Here is a 17,118-nt window from a genome sequence, read left to right as displayed (position 1 = left end):
GCTCAGGCGGTTTTTGCCAGCACCTCGGCCATGCCAACATAGTGATCCAGCATCCGCCGCCGCATGTCCTGTGGCACCCGCGCCAGTGCCGTCAACACCCCCGCATTCAGCGCCCGCCCAATCGCAAACAGCGGCACCAAGGCGGGTGGCAACCCTTCCGGCGCCATCGAGCCACTTGCCCAGCCCACCGCCAGCGCCAGCCAAGCTCCCGGCCCGCGCACCGCGGCGTGCAGACCCGCGTTCAGCGCGTTGTAGCGGTTGGCCTCACTCGGTTCGGCCACCCAGGCCTCACACAAAGCCAGCATCTCGCGGTCTTGCTCGGTCAGCAACTCTGGCGCCGCTTTCAGGCATTCGTGCCCCCACCAAACCGCCGGTCGCGGCTGCAAGGCAAAGGCCATCAACGAGATCGCCTCCTCTGGCGTCTCGCCCAAGCGCAGGCGGCGGGCAAAGTCGAACACATGCTCGCCCTCGGCAGGACGCGCGGTGATGTCATCCGCCATTTCCGGCATCGTGCCAAACAATTGGCGCGCCAGTTGCAGCCGCAGACCGGCTGCGGCGGCAATGGTGACGGGAGGAGTGGTGTCGGTTGCGCTGCCCATCAGTTGCCCATCAGTTGATCGTCACCAGAACGCCCTTGATCACCATCATCGGCCCCCCATCATGCGTGGCCATCGCCCCGGCTTTGGTTTTCAACTCGGCAGTCGCTTCGACTTCTACCGTCAAGGCTTTGATCTTGATCGAGGTTTCATCAATGGTGATGCTGGATGTGCCCACCTTCAACTCGATCTTCGCCTTCGATTCAATCGACAGACTGCCCTTGACGTTATGGGTCTCCTTACCGCTGACCGAGGTGGATTTATCCCCCCCGACCGAGGACGAAGAACTGCCCCCCACGCTTTCGCTTTTGCTGCCCTCGACCTTCAGGGTTTGCTTGCCCTTGGTGGTGGATTTATCGTCATGCATCACGTCGCGAGTCATATCCTTTTGCGCGCGGATGTAGATTTTCTCAGCCCCTTCGGTGTCGTCAAAGAATAGCTGATTATTGCGCACGGTCTTGAAACCACTGGTCAGCCGGTTCTTCGGCATCTCGGGGCCGTTCTTTTCGTTCCAGACACAGCCCGTGATCAACGGCTTGTCCGGGTCGCCGTCGAGAAATTCGACGATCACTTCCATCCCGGCATGGGGCACGAAGATAGATCCCCATTCCTCATGCGCCCAGATTTGCGACACACGACAATACATCGAGACATCATCGGGTGCCCAAAAGAATTTGACCTTGATACGACCAAATTCGTCGATATCACCCTCGGCCCCCGTGACCACCACCGCCGTCTGTGGCCCCAACACGCGTGGCGCGCGGGTCAGCCGCTGTGGCGCAATCGGATTGGCGCTGCGGGTCAGCACATAGGCCCCCTGATAGGCTGTCTCAACCGACATGCCCCCACCCGAGCGAAACGTCCCGTTCGAGACAAAGTGCTGCGCCGCCAGCACCGCATATTCATCCAACTGCCCGGCATCAGAATGGGCCGACAGTGCAAATTTCATGCCCGCACCAAGGCTCGCCGCATTGCCATTGGCACGTACGGTGGCATCGCCCATTCGGTAGGCATCCAGCCGCCGCTGGGCAATCGGGTTGCCCTCGCCGGTGTTCAGATACCCGCCGGGATAGCCAAAGCTTTCCATATTCGCGCCGACAAACCCGCGCAGGTTTTCGCGGGTGACTTCCATCTGCGTCGACACCGTCTTGAAGTTGTAATCGGTCAGCCGCACTGCCCCCGTCGTCAACTGTCGCTGCGGGGCCCAAGAATCGAAATGCTCTGGCGTGGCATCGCCCCGGCTGCCCAGCGGGCTGAACGCCCGAGGTGAGGCCGGGGCATCGCTGAACGCATCGCCCCCGGTGGTCAGCACCAACGTGTGCCGGGTCTGCTCCATCTGGAAATGGTAGTTGATCCCGAACCGCTCCATCAGGCGGCACAGGAAATCCATGTCGGATTCGTTGTATTGAACGACATATTCCATCTCGGGAAAGCTGCCGACGGTCAGGTCGATGAACCCGGCCACATCGGAGTTGCCGTATTCATCGACAATCTGCCGGATCACATCCACCACATTCAATTCGTGGAAAATCCGGTAGTTGATCCGGCGCGACAACTGCCAGAACCACGGGCGCAGCTCAAACTCATAAACGTGATGGTCGCCCTCGGGGCCCAGATAGCGGATTGCATCCACCATCTGATGAAAGTCGCGCACATCGCCCAAGGGCGTGACGATTTCAACCGCCACCGCTTCGCCCAGCAGTGGCTCGATTTCGGAAATGGTTTTGGCGGACAAGGCTTTGACGCGAAACTGGCTGATGGCGTTCACAGCTTCGCTGCCGGAAAATTCGATCAGCACCAGGTCATTCGCCCTTAGGGGCGTGAACATCCGACCGATGCGATTGTCTTGGGAAAAGGTCGTTGGCATCTGGATATCGCTTTCAAAAAACAGACTAAAACTGGCAGAATGGGGAAAATAACCCCGGATACCTGCCACGCTACATCAAGCGGCGGCAATCTGGCAAGAAAAGCTGCGCAAGCGGCGCGTTCAGTTCTCCAACCGGAAATAGGCAAAGCCCAGCGTTGGCGTCAAATCGGCCTTTTCCAACTGTTTTTCCAAGAATGGCATCAGCGATTGCGCCGTCACCCCGGCAGGCACCTTATCCAACGCGGGCAAGGGCTTGTCAGTGACAAGCGCCACCAGAATCTGCGGTGCGGGCGGCGCGTTCGGCTCTAGCGTCAGGTTGAATTCGAAACTCGCGCTGCCGTCTGCGGCCATCGTCGTCCAGGGTTGCAGGTTGGTCGCCCCGCCGCCTTCCGAGAACAGGAACAGCTCAAAGTTGCGCCCGTTCAACCCTTCGACCTTGCCGCTGACATTTGCACCGCTTTTCACCACCTCGGACGGTGTTTGCATCACCACCGCCAACGGGTCGGGGGCGGGGGCCGGATAGCGGCTGGCGAATTCGATCAGCGGGCATTGCGTGGCGTTGATCTGATGGGTGGCAAGGCTGGGTTTGGTCTGCGTCGCCGCCTGCCAATCGGCCACAAAGCCCGCCAAAGCCGCCGGGTCGGCCGTGTACCCCTCCAGCCCAAAGCCCGAGGCCTTGGCGTCCTTCAACGTCACCAAAGCGCAGAGCGGTGGCTTTAGCCCCGCCAGATAGGTCATCTGGGTGGCGACCGGATCTGCCTTGGCTGCGGCTTCCTCGGCGGCCTTTTTCGCTGCCGCCTCGTCCGCCAGTTTCTGCGCAGCTGCAGCCTCGTCCGCGGCTTTCTTTGCGGCGGCTTCTTCGGCCAGTCGCAGTTCTTCTGCTGCGGCTGCCTGCTTGGCCGCTGCTTCGTCCGCCGCCTTCTTGGCCGCGGCCTCGTCCGCTGCCTGCTTTGCTGCCGCCTCGTCTGCCAGCCGCTTAGCCTCGGCAGCCTCTTTCGCGGCTGCTTCCTCTGCCGCTTTCTTGGCTGCCGCATCCTCGGCTACCTTTTGCGCGGCGGCTTCCTCCGCAGCTTTCTGCGCCGCCGCCTCTTCCGCTGCCTTCTGAGCCGCCGCATCCGCCTCGGCCTTTTGCGCCGCCGCTGCTTCCTCTGCCGCCTTTTCTGCCGCGGCCTGCTCTGCCGCCAGCTTAGCCGCCGCTTCCTCGGCAGCTTTCTGCGCCGCAGCCTCATCCGCCGCATTTTTGGCCGCCGCCTCGGCCTGGGCTTGTTTTGCAGCATCCTCGGCCGCCTTGGCATCGGCGGCAGCTTTGGCCGCTGCGGCTTCCTCAGCCGCCCTGGCTGCTGCGGCATCTGCTGCCGCCTTGGCATCCGCCGCAGCTTGCTCGGCGGCCTGCTGTTCCGCCTCGGCCTTCACCCGCGCATCGGCATCTGCCTGAGTCTCGCCCGCCGCAGGCACCGCCTTGCCGTCAAACACCCCGCCGAAATAGGCCCCCGCCGCGCCACCACCCAAAGCCAGCAAGGCCACAACTGCGATCAACCCGCTTTTGCTGTTCTTCACCACCACCGGATCGACATGCGGCGCGGCCACCGCCGCCGCCACGCCCGGCGCACCGAACGGGCTGACATCTTCTGCCTCGGGCGGGGCGGTCACCGCAGAAATCACCGTCGCCCCAACGGGGGCCGAGGTTTTTGCCGCCACTGGCACCACAGACACAGGCACCACAGACACTGGCGCCACCGACACCGGCGGCACTGACACCGGCACCGCCGACACTTCTTTCACCGGCGGGATCGGCAAAGACCCCCCGATCACCGTGCGGTTCGGATCGGGCGCTTTCGGCGCGGGCGGGGCGATCTGCGGCACCAGCGCCGGGTTATCCACCGCCGCGATCACTTGCGCCATGCTTTCGGGCCGCGCCGCAGGGTCGGGCTGCAACATCCAGCTCAACAGCGGCACCAAGCCTTCGTCCACCCCGGTCAGATCCGGCACACCAGATCGCTTGCCAACCGCATCGACAATCGACGCGCCCATCGGCAGCACTTCGCCCTTGCTCGCCGCCGCCGTCACCAAGGCCAGCGAGTAGATATCCGACCGCCCATCCACCGCACCGCCAAACGCGCCCAACTGTTCGGGCGACACCCAGTTGAACTTGCCAGCGAACTGCCCCTGCAACAAAGTCCCCGCACCAAGGGCGGTGCTTTTCGCGATGCCAAAGTCGATCAGCTTGGCATGTTCAACCTGACCTTCTTCCAGAATCACATTGTCCGGTGACAGATCGCGGTGCACCACCCCCGCCCGATGCGCCTTGTCTAGCCCCGAGGCCACCCGCCGCAGCATCACCCGCACATCCGCCACCGGCATCGGCCCCGCCTCGATCCGATCTGACATCGAGGTGCCGGAGACGAACTCCATCACCATGCAGGGCCGCCCGATGGTCGGATCGACGGTAAACACATGATAGCGCACGATCGCCTCGTGACTTAGCCGCGACAGCGTCGTGCTTTCCTTCTGAAACAGCGCCACGATCTTCGGATCGTGCGCCAGACTGGGCAGCACGATCTTGATCGCCACAGGCTCGTCATTGTGGATATTGCGGCCGCGATACACCTCGCCCATGCCGCCCGAGTTGATCAGCCGCTCGATCTCATAGGTGCCCATAATCAACGTGCCGGAAGACACCGTTGTCGCGTGGTTCGGGCCCTTGTCCGGGCCGCTGGTTGGCACTTCGGTCATTGCCAGCCCCCCGCCGCACGCACCCGCACCACCACCACCGTCACATTATCCCGCGCACCGCGCTGCAAGGTCAATTGCACCAAGGCATCGCAGGCCGCTTGCGGCGCAAACTGCGCCAAAGCCTGCGCCATCTCGGCATCCTCGACATGCTCGGTCAGCCCATCCGAGCACAACAGAAACACATCGCCATCCGCCAATCCGCCCGACCGTTCATCCGTCTGCGGCGTCGCATGCACCCCAATCGCCCGCGTGATCACATTGCGGCGCGGCCAGGTCTGCGCCTGCTCCATGGTGATCGCGCCTGTGCGCAGCAGTTCATTCACTTCGGTATGATCCATCGTCACCTGAGTGTATTGCCCGCTGCGCAGCAGATAGATCCGGCTATCCCCCGACCAGACACAGGCAAAATGCTGATCAAACGCCAGCAGCGCCACCAAGGTCGCCCCCACCGTCGCGCCGTTCAGCAGCGCCGACTGATCCTGAATAGCTTGATGCGCCCGCAGCAAACGGTCCATGAACCGCGCCTGCAAATCGGGCGCGGAAACCGGGCGGCCCAAAGACCCCACGCTGTCGACGATGGTCTTGCTGGCAAAATCGCCTGCGTGATGCCCGCCCATGCCATCTGCCACCACCCAGACGCCCGCCTCGGGCAGGGTCAGAAAGCTGTCCTCATTGTGATCGCGGACGCGGCCTGTATCGGTCGCCGCACCCGTCTCGAATTGAAATGGAGCCTCGATCATCGACTCACCCGCTTGAAACAACCTATGCCCCAAGGCTGAAAATCCGGGGGCTGAAATGATTGCGCCAGCTTAGGCGGAAATCTATCCATCTGCCTAGCCCCAACCTGAGTTACGCATTTTCAGCATAACCGCGCAAAAACCACGCCAGCACATGGCCCGAGGGCAGACCTTCCCCTGCCCAAACCTGCGAATGGCCAAAGTCGTCGCCAGCAATCCACCAATAGCTGCGGTTGTGGCTGGCGCGGTGATGGTCGGTGATGGCGATATCCTCCAGCAAGCCAGCCGCATCCGCACCGGGCCGCGCTGCCCAGAATTCGGGCGGGCCAGCGGGCAGGGTGGCGGGGCAGGGCAGGGCAAAGCCGTTCAACTCTGCCGTCTCACCCGCCAGCACTTGCAACAGTTTCGTCTCAACCGCGCCGTGCCAGTCCTGTGCCGGGTCAATCACCGGGCAGGGCGGGCAATCCGGCCCGAACCCCGCAATCAACAGCGGATAACGTCGCCCGACCTTATCACCACTTGGCCCCATGACCCCGGCGACAGGCTCTCCCCAAACACTCGGCCCGATCCAGAACCGAACAGGCCGTGCCGCCGCCCACACGCTTTCCCAAGCCTGATCAAGTCCATGCCGCGCCTCGGCTAGCGCGCCGTCCAGCCAGCCCTCCAGCCCCGCCTGCACGGGCAAGCCGCCGCCGATGAAATCGCCCTTCGACGGATGCTTGCCATAAAGCGCGATCATCTACAGACCAGTCGGGCAGCGGAATTCGCGCAGTTCCGCCATGTTGAACGGATTGACCAACGCATTCACCCGGATTTCATACGTGATATTGCGCCCGCCGATCACGTAATCCACCTGCATCACATCGCCGATCTGACGCGGGTTGCCGTCGCGGATGAACTGCAGGAATGCCCACGGCCCCTGATACATGATCTGGCTTTCGCGGTTGTTCATCTCGGGCAACAGTTGCACCGAGGTGTTGCCCGCACCTCCCGGCCACGTCACCGTCACCGGCGTATTGCCCGCCTTGCGCATCTGGATCGGTTGATCGTCGATCACCAGAATGGATTGCTTGATGCGGTCATGCGCGGTGATCTGGTTCACCGTCACATCCAGCTTGACCGTGGGCGACCGGCCCGGAAAGAACGCATCCCGAATGGCCGCGGCTTTCTGAAACTGCCGCAGGCTTTGCAGACTTAGCTTTTTCGCCAGCGGGCTATCCTCGCGCCACGTCCAGTCGCCCGCGCCCATATTGGCGTGGATCGCCAGATTGGCGTTGAAGAACCGATCCAGTACACCATCCGGCGCGAACAGTTGCGCGAATTCCGACAAAGGCACCTGCCGCGCCGGGCTTTTGCTGAACGGATAGCGCCCGTCGACAATGCCCTCGCATACCGCCGTCACTTGCGAGGTGAGGTCAGCATTGATCTGCGCCACGGCGGTAGAGGCCGCATCGCCCTCAAAATTATCCACCGCCTCGCCCACCATCCGCGACAATTCGGGCGGCAAGCGGCTGGCCGCTGTTTTCAACTGCCCGATCAGCGCGGGAATTTGCGCGTTCGCCTCGGCCTGATTGAACCCTGCGGCAATCACCAAGCCCTGCTGGATCGCGCCCAGCGAATTGAGCAAAGCATCAATCGGGCGCGTCCCCGGTGTGCCCTCAAGTAGCGCGTGATATTCAGCAAACTGCGCCTCGATATCCGCCCCCGGCACTGTTGGCGCAGACCCTGCTGCCACCCCGGCCCGCTTCTGTGATTTCCCCGCCGCCAGTGCGATATCCAGCCCGATCCGCTGCAAGCCCGATGTCCGGCTGGCCACCATCTGCGTCACATCACTGCCCGCTTGGCTGATCGCATCGGCCACCGCCGTCGCATCCTCCGACGCCTGCCCCGCCACGCCCTCTGGCTCTAACGGCTGCGTCAGCTTGGTCTCCGCCGAAATCCCCTCGACCAGCTTCAGAATGGGCGAGGTCGTGGGCGAGGCCGCTGCCGACAGCGAAAGATAGGCAGGCTTGTCCGCCGCCATTGGCGCCAGCTTGATGTTCGACAGAACTGCATCCCAAGCCGCCAGATAATCTTCCCGATACCGCGCCAAAAGCTGAGGCCCCAGCCGCGACAACTGCTCATCCACCTTTGCCGCTTCGGCCTGCTTGCCCATCACCCATTGCTCGGTTTCCAGCTTGTGCGCGACCGCCGCCAACTGGTCGAGGAAGAAGTCGTTGAACCCGGCGTAAGTATACAGCGCCGGCACCGTCAGATTGCCCAGATCAGAGCCGTCGACGGTTTCAAACACCAGCCGCGCATCCGGCCCTGCGCGTTCCACCACATTGAAATCCGGCAAACCCGACACAGGCGCCGTCGCCACGATCAGCGAATAGGCCTGATCCGCCACCGACATCCGCGCCAAGATCACCTCGGCCTTCGCCACCAGATCGGCGTTCAACTCAACCGTGGGGGCAGTCGTATCATCCAACTCCAGCATCGCGGCGAGATGCTTGTTCAGCATATCCCGCGCCGGTTCTTCGTTGATGCCGGGAAACATCACCTGCTCCCAATCATCATGGAACCACGTTTTCACCAGATCATCCTGCGGGGCAGGGGCAGCACCGCCCAGCAGCTTGTAAACCTTCAATGTCTCATAAATCGGGATCGGTTCATTGGCCAAAACGAACTGCTGCAACTGCCCTTCCACCCGCAGCACCAACCGGGGGCGCAACAACCGCTCCAGCCCCTGCGCATAGGCATCCCGCGCCGCCTGCCGGATCGCGCCCTGCTGCGACAGGCCAAAGCCGCGCGTCCAGTCGCCCTCTGGCTCCTCAGGCGATTCAAACCCCGAAGGCATCGTGCGCAGCAGCTTCAACTCATTGCTGACGCGCAGAAAATCGGTGTCCTTCACCTCAATCGCCTGCAAATCCTCGGTCGCCGCCAGCTCGTAATCCGCCATCGCCGCCTGCGCCGAGGCCACCAGCGTCCGGTTGTTGAGGTAACTATACCCCCAAGCCGCCAAGATCCCCGCCGAGGCCAACAGCATCACCGCCGTAATCCCAGCCCGCAGCACGGAAGACCGCCGCACCGCGTTACGATCATAAGAAACCCAGCCCTGTTCGCCAAAAATCACCTTGGTCAGAAGATCATGCAGGAAGAAGCTTTTGCCCTTGCCCGACAACGCCGCCTGCACGCCCAAACTGCGGCTCATCGCGCCCAGAACCTGATCAATCGGCGTGCCTTCCTGCGTGCCGGATGTGAAATAGAACCCGCGCAAAATTGCACTCGTCTTATAGCGCGTCGGTTCAAACACCTGCCGCAAGAAGCTTTCCACCTCGTCCTTCAGCATCGCCATCTGGCCCGGCAGCCCGAAGATGGCGATGCGGTTCACGCCGTCGGGTTCTTCTGACAGACGGTCGATTACCTCATCCGACAGCCGCGCCACCAGCGCGTCAAACTCGCCCCCCACACGGTCAAAGGTCTGTTCCTTGCGGCTTTCGGTCTGGAACGTCGCGCCCCAAACCTTTTTCCGCCGCCCTGCCGCGAAACTGCTGAAATACTCGCGGAACCCGGCGATCAGATCGGCCTTGGTGAACATCACATAAACCGGGAAATCCACCTTCAACGTCTCATGAATCTCGCCCAACCGCGCCCGGATGGTTTCCGCATGAGCGGTGATCTTATCCGGCCCCGCGTTCATCAGATCGGCCACCGAAATCGCAAGGATAACCCCGTTGATCGGCTGCTTGGGACGGTTTTTCTTCAGCAAATTCAGAAAGCTGGTCCAGGATGCCTTATCCTCGCCCGCGTCGCTGTCTTGTGTGGTATAGCGCCCCGCTGTGTCGATCATCACCGCGTCTTCGGCAAACCACCAATCACAGTATCGAGTCCCGCCAAAGCCCTGCAAACCACCCTGCTGGCCCGACAGCGGGAACTTAATCTCGCTGTTCACCAGTGCCGTGGTCTTGCCCGAACCGGGCGGCCCGATGATCACATACCACGGCATATCGTAAAGATAAGTCTTTGAGTTTCCGGATTTCTTCAGCGTATTGATCGCCGCTGTCATCCGGCTGGCCAGTTCGCGGCCATCGCCCGCAGGCACATCGATCACAATCGCCTTTTCCAGCGCGGCACTGCCCTTGCGGCGGCGCAAAAACGCGATCAGCCCCCAGATGATCAGCACCAAAGCCAGCAAGCCGATGATCAGCGCACGCACCCATTCCGGGTCAAACGGATGTGCCTCGCCAAAGCCGATCAGCGGCCCTGCAAACCAGACCACGGCGGAAAATGCCAGAAAGCCGATCAGAACCAGCGCGAGTTTAAGCCACTTCATTGCAAAGTCTCTTCCCGCTTGATCATGATCTCTACCCGACGGTTGGCGCTGCGCCCCTCATCGGTGGTATTGTCGCCAATCGGCTCGGCCTCGCCCTTGCCTTCGACTTCAAAGCGGGTGGGGTCGGTCATGCCCACTTCCAACACCTTCTTCACCGCTTCGGCGCGCGCCTGCGACAGATCATGGTTGTTCTTGAACCGCCCGCGCCCCGACATCGGCACGTTGTCGGTGTAACCCCAGACGTAAACCGGCCCCGGTTCCTTATCCAAAGCTGCCGTGATGCGCGCGCCCAAGTCGTTGAATTCTTTCTTGGTTTCTGCCTTGCCGCTGGCAAACAGCGCCGCGTTGCTGACCCGGATGAAAATGAAATCGCCCTTGATATCGACCTTCACCAAACCGCTGGCGATATCGTCTTTCATCTTTTCTTGCAGCCGGTCCAACTGGCTGCTTTCCGTCACCGGAACCACCTCCAGCGGCGTGAAGGCCACCGCGCGCACCAGATTGACCTTTGAAGTCGGGGTCAGCGACAGCAACCGCTGTGACACGACCGAGCCTTCCTGCGCGATCAGCGTGGACAGGCCAAAATATGCCCCCATCAGCACCGCGCCCAACACTGATCCGATCACCCACAGCGGCGTGCCGCCAAACCGCCGCCGCCCGCCCACCATCACCGGCTGCCAGCGCGGCGAGATATCGTCGTCCGGTCGATTCTGCACCCGGCGCAAGGAGTCGTAGATCATGCCCCTGATGCGCCCCAGTTCCACCGCGCCATTCGGGGCACTGCGATACTGACCCTCAAATCCAAGGCTCAGGCAGGTCATCGCCAATTCCAGCAGTTGGAAATTCTGCGCCGGTGCTTGCAGCGCCTTCTCAACCTCTTGAAAGAACCCCACGCCACTGGTGCGCCGATTGAAAAACCGCGCGACCATCGAATATTGAATCCACAAATGCCGATCGGTGCCGGGGATGTTCTGCACGATATCATCCGCCGTGCCGCACAGCAGGTACTTCGCCACCTGCGTCTGATGCGCGTCAACGCCACCCTTCAGGCAGTTCTCCTCAAACCCCTCAATCTCGCGGGTGACGTATTCCATCAGCGGAACCGCCTCCATCTCGACCATCTGCGTGCGCAGACGGCCGAACAAGATCAACAGATTGGCGGCCGCCGCCAGCATCGGGCTTTTCGGCCCACCCGCGCCAAGCCCCTTGGCGACCAACGCCTTACGCAGATCAATCTTCGGCCCGGTATTGGCGTAATTGGTGGGCTGGGCGGTCGAGGCTTCGGGAAAAAACTGATCCGGTTGCGCAAACGCCCCCGCGACGGGCCGAGGCGCAGGCGCTTGCCCAAACGGCTGGCCGCCAAAGCCCGGAGAATTCACCCCCGGATGTGTTGAACTTGGCGGGATCGGCGCAAACCCACCCTGACCGCCCGCTGCCGGGGCAGGCGCAGGCACGCCCCAGGCATCGGTATCGCCGCCAAATCCCGGTGTCGACGCTGGCGGCATCCCGCCCTGCGGCCCAAACCCGCCCGGACCAAACGCCCCCCCGGCCCCCGGCAAAGCCCCGCCGATCACCGTTCGCTCATTCGGGGTCGCCTGCCGCTTCCCCCCCGGCATCGGATTGACACCCCCCGGCAACGGCGAGGGCGCTCCCAGCCCCCCGCCTATTCCGCCGATGACGGTCTTATCCTTGTTGCCGTCATCCTTGCTGCTCATACCTTGGTCTCCACGATGGCCCAAAGCTCCATCTTCAGATCAGGCCAGTCGCCTGCAAAGTGCATCCCGATCGCCGGAGCGGTCGAAAACTCGCGCCAAAGCGGCGAATTCTTTTCCAGAATGAAATACACATTGCGCGACACCGCCCGGATCTGCCGTGGCGGCGTCGGAATATGGATCAACTCGATCCCCGGCAGGTTGTTGTTAACAATTTCCGACATACGGGTGTTTGGCCCCACCTTGCACAGCAGCGGGAACTGCTGTTGCACCAAGGTCAACGCCCGCGAACTCTCCACCTCGACCACAAACGTTGCATCGCGGAACAAATTCCGGTCCGGCACCTGCGCCAGATACGAATTCTGCCGCACCTGCACCAGATCCAGCCGCGTCGCCCGCCCGACATCGCGGCTGAGCAAGCGCTGAATATCCCGCACCACAGGCTCGATCGAGCCCTTCAGATCGGCATGATCATAAGCGTCATAGGGCGGCGCCAGCCGCTTATCCTGATCAAACGTCCACAACTCACCCGAGAACCGCAAAAGCTCCTCATACAGCCGCTCGGGGTGGACATAACGCGATTGCCGCAGATGCCGCAGCACGTTGATCTGCCGGTTCAGACACAGCAACATGAAGTAATCGGTGGCCTGCAACCCCCCCGCCGCCGAAGGGTCCGCCGCATAGCGCGCCAAACTCTCCAGCTTGGTCTCCACCCAGCCGATCACCCGATCCAGCCAGCCCAACGCCACGCCATGCGCCGAAATCGTCAGCAGGGGCGGCGGAAAGGCATCATCCAAAATCACCACATTGTCGCGCACTTCGACAATCCGCGCGATCTTGATGCACTGATAACCGGGCTTCGCCGTCGCCCGAATGTCCAACTCCAGCCGGGGGCTGGCGACCTCGATCTGCTGCTCCAACCGCAAGGCGGAGGCGCTATCCGCTACCGTCTCGGCCCCCAAAACATAACGCGAGCCTGCATCCGCCTCCATCGCCACTTCGCGCCCGTTCATCACCTGATCGGGCAGGGTTAGCCAAACCCCCATGCCATCCGATCCGGCAGGCACCTCAACCGCGCGCGGCAAGGGCGAAATCCCCGGCGCTTCAAACGGCGTGCCATCGGGGAAAATCCCCGCCACGCTTGCCAATTCGATCCGCCCCTGCTGCAAGCGATCCCGGTTGACCCGCATCTCCTCGATACCCCAAGGATAGGGCGAGACATGCCGCACCCGCGCCTCGATCAGCTTTTCGACGTAGCGATCACTTTGCTGCAAGTGGTGCGGCTGCAAGAACAGCCCTTCTTTCCACGCAACCTTGCTATACCAAGACATGCCAACCTCAATTCATCAAACATCACGCCGGGTGAGCTTTCGGCCCACAATAGCGCTTCTAAATCTGCCACCTAGAAAAAACCGCGGCGGCGTAATGGAAAATCCTGTGCCCAGATTGCAGCACCCCCCGCGCAGGATCAAGCCTCAGATTGCCATATCCGCGATCACGTTTACTCTGAAGCAATGACCCGCCACGCCTTCCCCCGGCCCAAAACCGCTGGTATACAACGGTATGCGAATGACCCTGACCGAGATCTACAGCGCCGAAGTCGCCGCAGGCCGTTTGCGCGCCGACCCCGCGCAACTTGCCCTGCTGCCGGGGTTAGAGGAACTGCGGCTGTGGCTCGAGGCCAACGCCACCCGCAAGGTCGGCCTGTTCGCCGGCCTGTTTGCCAAACCCGTCACCCCGCCTAAGGGCCTGTATTTGTGGGGCGGTGTCGGGCGCGGCAAATCGATGCTGATGGATCTGTTCTTTGCCAATCTGGCCATCATCCAGAAACGCCGCGTGCATTTCCACGCCTTCATGCAGGAAATCCATCACGCCATGCACGAGGCCCGCAAAGGCGGCGTCGATGATGCCATCGCCCCGGTGGCCGAGGCGATCTCCCGCGACATCCGCCTGCTGGCCTTTGATGAAATGCAGATCACCGACATCACCGACGCGATGATCGTGGGCCGCTTGTTTGAAAAACTGCTGGCGGCGGGCGTGGTGATCGTCACCACCTCGAACCGCCCGCCCGAGGATCTGTATAAAGACGGCCTCAGCCGTGCCTTGTTTCTGCCCTTCATCGCCATGCTGCGCGAACGGCTGGAAGTGCTGGAAATCGCCTCGCCCAACGATTACCGCCAACACCGCCTGACCGGGGCGCAGGTGTATTTCCAACCCGCAGGCAAAGCCAAGGATGCCATCAACGCAATCTGGCGCGATCTGACCGGGGGGGCCGCAGGCGAGCCTTTGCGTCTGCCCGTCAATGGCCGCGAAACCATCCTGCCGCGCTTTGCCAACGGCATCGGTCGGGCAAGTTTCTGGGAGCTTTGCGCCAAACCGCTTGGCCCCGCCGATTTTCTTGCGATTGCATCCGCCGTGCGGGTGCTGATCCTAGAAGACATTCCACAGCTTTCCGCCAGCAACTACAACGAAGCCAAACGCTTCGTCACCCTGATTGATGCCTTGTATGAGGCGAAAACCAAACTGATCTGCTCGGCGGCAGACGAACCCGAGCGGTTGTATATCGAAGGCTCGGGAAGTTTCGAGTTCGAGCGCACAGCCAGCCGTTTGCGTGAGATGCAGGCGGCGGATTGGGGACAATAGCCAGCAGCTAGCGCGGCTTGGGCCAGCGAAGCCGGGGGTTTCACACCCCCGGACCCCCGTGGAGTATTTTCGCCAAGATGAAGGCAAATTTTACTAAAATTGTCATCCTCTCTGCTCAAGTATCCCACCGGGGTCTGGGGGTGTGAAACCCCCAGTTCAACCTCTGGACAGATCAAAACGTTAAAAATTCCTTAAATCGTCTATGTCAAACCATTGATAAGAAATAACAAAATTTGGTCCCGAGTTGGGACCATCACCCAAACGCCTGCCAGAGCAGCCGCAAGGCCATCCCCGTCGAGGTCACGACAAGCAAGGGCTTGATCAGCCGTGCCCCGATCCGCATCGCCAGCCTTGCCCCCAAAGCCGCGCCTGCCACCTGACCCCCCGCCATCGCCAGCCCCACGCCCCACCACATCGCCCCGCTCCAGACAAAGACGGAAAGTGAGCCGATATTCGAGGCGAAGTTCAACATCTTCGTGTGGGCCGTCGCCTTCAAAACCCCAAACCCCGCCAGCATCACAAACGCCAGCATCAGAAAGCTGCCGGTGCCCGGCCCGAAGAAACCATCGTAGGCCGTGATCAGCGGCACGGCGGTGAAGGTGAACACCGCAGGCTTGATCCGCTCGACCCGGTCCGCATCGCTCAGCCCCGGTTTGAAGGCAAAGAACAGCGCCACCGCCACCAGAATCACCGGCATGATCACCCGCAGCACCTCGGCCGGCATCAGATGCGCCACCAGCGCCCCCAACGCCCCGCCCGCCGCTGAAACCGCCGCCATGCCCAATTGTTCCGCAGGCTTCACATGCCCCGCCCGCGCATAGGCCAGTGCCGCCGTGCCTGCACCGAAACTGCCCTGAAGCTTGTTGGTGGCCAAAGCCTCGATCGGCGACGCCCCTGCCAGCAGCAGCGCAGGGACCGAGATCAACCCTCCCCCGCCCGCGATCGCATCGACAAACCCCGCAACAAAGGCGGCGCAGGCCAGCATCAGGGCGAGATGGGTGGCGATTTCAAACATCGGTTACGTCGAACCGCTTGGAAATCCGCCCGACACGACGGCCGTCTTTCAACTGATAGTCCGGCTCGCTTGCGTAGTCGACAAACCCGCGACGGCTGTAATACCCGAGACCCGGCACATTATCGCCGCGGATCGTCGCGTTAATCGCGGTGATCCCCCGCGCCCGCGCCACCTCCAGCGTCGCCGCGAACAGGGCAGCCCCCGCGCCCGTGCGCTGCCGATCCGGGTTTACATAGCTGCCAATGTCGCCCCAAGCTTCGGGCAACGCGCTGTTGCGAGCCATCGACTGAAACCCGATCAAACCGCTGGCATCCTCGGCCAGATGACAGCAGATCACCCCCGGCCCGCTGATGTAGTGGCTGTCGACATAGGCCGCGTCATGCTCCACCTCATGCGCGGTCGTGCCACCAATGCGGATGATCCGGTTCTGCAGATCGGACATCGCAGCGGCATCTTGCGGCGTGGCGGGGCGGATAATCACAGCACGAACTCCTCACGGGTGTAGCCCTGCATATACAGAAGCGCCGTCAGATCACCATGGTTCACCCGCAGATCGCACTGCGCGGCAACGTTCGGCTTGGCGTGCAGCGCCACGCCCGCGCCCGCCAGCCCCAACATCCCCAGATCATTCGCGCCGTCCCCCACCGCCATCGCCTCGGCCACCGAAATCCCCAGCCGTGCCGAGATGTCCTCCAGCGCCAAGACCTTCGCCGCCCGACCAAGGATCGGATCGGCGACCTTGCCGGTCAACACGCCGTCCGCGACCAACAAGGTATTGGCCCGGTTTTCATCAAACCCCAGCCGCGTTGCAATCGCCCCGGTAAACGCGGTGAACCCGCCCGAGACCAGTGCCGCATAGCCCCCATTTGCCTTCATCGTTGCCAGCAACACCGGCCCGCCCGGCATCAGGGTGATCCGGTCGCGGATCACCTGACCAATCACCTGTTCTGGCAGGCCCGCGAGCAAACCCACCCGCTCGCGCAGGGCATCCTCGAAGTCCAACTCGCCATTCATCGCCCGAGCGGTGATGCCAGCGACATGCGCACCAACGCCAGCCTCATCGGCCAGCTCGTCTATACATTCCTGCTGGATCATCGTGCTGTCCATATCGGCAATCAACAGCTTTTTTCGCCGCCCGTCCGCCCGCTGCACCACCAGATCGACGCCGATTCCCTGCATGCCCTGCCACACCTCCCAGCGGTTCGCAGGCATCTCCTCCAGCGGAAATTCCGCCGCCACACCCGGATCAAGCCAGACCGCATCGCCACCACCCCAGGCATTGCGCAGCGACTCGACCGTCACGCGGTCAAGCACAGGGCGGTCGGGGTTGGTCAGCAAAGTGGCTATGAACATGATGTTTCCGATAGTGGAGTTTCGTGTCGGTTTTTGCAGATGATGCGCCGGAATAGCGCGCTTTTCTGGCTTGCGCCACCCCGGCGCGGCCAATATGCACGGCGGCGGGACACCCTTCCCCAACGAAGGGCTTATATCTGCGAGGAT

At 62.2% G+C, this 17,118-nt stretch carries 12 protein-coding genes; 1 reads left to right on the top strand and 11 read right to left on the bottom strand.

The window, feature by feature from the left end; all coding sequences use genetic code 11:
- Positions 1-2: 2 nt before the first annotated feature.
- The 8 genes from ACFOGH_RS17720 to tssK all read right to left on the bottom strand — a co-directional run bounded on the left by ACFOGH_RS17720 (position 3) and on the right by tssK (position 13,291).
- Positions 3-599, bottom strand: a complete 597-nt coding sequence (locus ACFOGH_RS17720; protein WP_380074498.1) for a DUF6931 family protein — start codon at positions 597-599, stop codon at positions 3-5.
- Positions 600-609: 10 nt separating this feature from the next.
- Positions 610-2,424: a type VI secretion system Vgr family protein gene (locus ACFOGH_RS17715; protein ID WP_380074497.1), complete on the bottom strand. Its 1,815-nt coding sequence runs from the start codon at positions 2,422-2,424 to the stop codon at positions 610-612.
- Between the two features lie 159 nt (positions 2,425-2,583).
- Positions 2,584-5,196: a serine/threonine-protein kinase gene (locus tag ACFOGH_RS17710; protein WP_380074496.1), complete on the bottom strand. Its 2,613-nt coding sequence runs from the start codon at positions 5,194-5,196 to the stop codon at positions 2,584-2,586.
- Positions 5,193-5,936: a PP2C family protein-serine/threonine phosphatase gene (locus ACFOGH_RS17705; protein ID WP_380074495.1), complete on the bottom strand. Its 744-nt coding sequence runs from the start codon at positions 5,934-5,936 to the stop codon at positions 5,193-5,195. The genes ACFOGH_RS17710 and ACFOGH_RS17705 overlap by 4 nt, the downstream gene beginning before the upstream one ends.
- Before the next feature lie 109 nt (positions 5,937-6,045).
- Entirely contained in the window at positions 6,046-6,672 is a 627-nt protein-coding gene (gene tagF, locus ACFOGH_RS17700) for a type VI secretion system-associated protein TagF (protein ID WP_380074494.1), read from the bottom strand.
- Positions 6,673-10,248 (bottom strand): type VI secretion system membrane subunit TssM, encoded by a 3,576-nt coding sequence (tssM, locus tag ACFOGH_RS17695; RefSeq protein WP_380074493.1) that lies wholly within the window; start codon positions 10,246-10,248, stop codon positions 6,673-6,675.
- The gene (gene tssL, locus ACFOGH_RS17690) at positions 10,245-11,963 is read right to left on the bottom strand and encodes a type VI secretion system protein TssL, long form (protein WP_380074492.1); all 1,719 of its coding nucleotides are present in this window, start codon (positions 11,961-11,963) and stop codon (positions 10,245-10,247) included. The genes tssM and tssL overlap by 4 nt, the downstream gene beginning before the upstream one ends.
- Entirely contained in the window at positions 11,960-13,291 is a 1,332-nt protein-coding gene (tssK, locus tag ACFOGH_RS17685; protein ID WP_380074491.1) for a type VI secretion system baseplate subunit TssK, read from the bottom strand. Before tssK ends, tssL begins: the two co-directional genes overlap by 4 nt.
- Before the next feature lie 232 nt (positions 13,292-13,523).
- On the opposite strand from tssK, the gene zapE reads away from it, so the two are divergent.
- On the top strand, positions 13,524-14,603 hold the full coding sequence (zapE, locus tag ACFOGH_RS17680) for a cell division protein ZapE (protein WP_380074490.1): 1,080 nt from the start codon (positions 13,524-13,526) through the stop codon (positions 14,601-14,603).
- 253 nt (positions 14,604-14,856) lie between these two features.
- Here the strand turns inward: zapE and ACFOGH_RS17675 are convergent, their stop codons facing one another.
- The 3 genes from ACFOGH_RS17675 to serB are packed head-to-tail and all read right to left on the bottom strand — an operon-like array spanning position 14,857 to position 16,971.
- Positions 14,857-15,618 carry a TSUP family transporter gene (locus ACFOGH_RS17675; protein ID WP_380074489.1) on the bottom strand — a complete coding sequence of 254 codons (762 nt, stop codon included), beginning with the start codon at positions 15,616-15,618 and terminating at the stop codon, positions 14,857-14,859.
- Positions 15,611-16,099, bottom strand: coding sequence for a GNAT family N-acetyltransferase (locus ACFOGH_RS17670; RefSeq protein ID WP_380074488.1), 489 nt, complete (start codon positions 16,097-16,099; stop codon positions 15,611-15,613). Before ACFOGH_RS17670 ends, ACFOGH_RS17675 begins: the two co-directional genes overlap by 8 nt.
- A complete protein-coding gene (gene serB / locus ACFOGH_RS17665) occupies positions 16,096-16,971 on the bottom strand; it encodes a phosphoserine phosphatase SerB (RefSeq protein WP_380074487.1) in 876 nt (291 codons plus the stop codon). The genes ACFOGH_RS17670 and serB overlap by 4 nt, the downstream gene beginning before the upstream one ends.
- Positions 16,972-17,118: the final 147 nt, after the last annotated feature.

It is taken from the genome of Cypionkella sinensis (assembly GCF_042646385.1).
GTDB lineage: Bacteria > Pseudomonadota > Alphaproteobacteria > Rhodobacterales > Rhodobacteraceae > Cypionkella > Cypionkella sinensis.
Note: the sequence above shows the minus strand (reverse complement) of the source record. Positions and strands in the feature narration are given on the sequence as shown.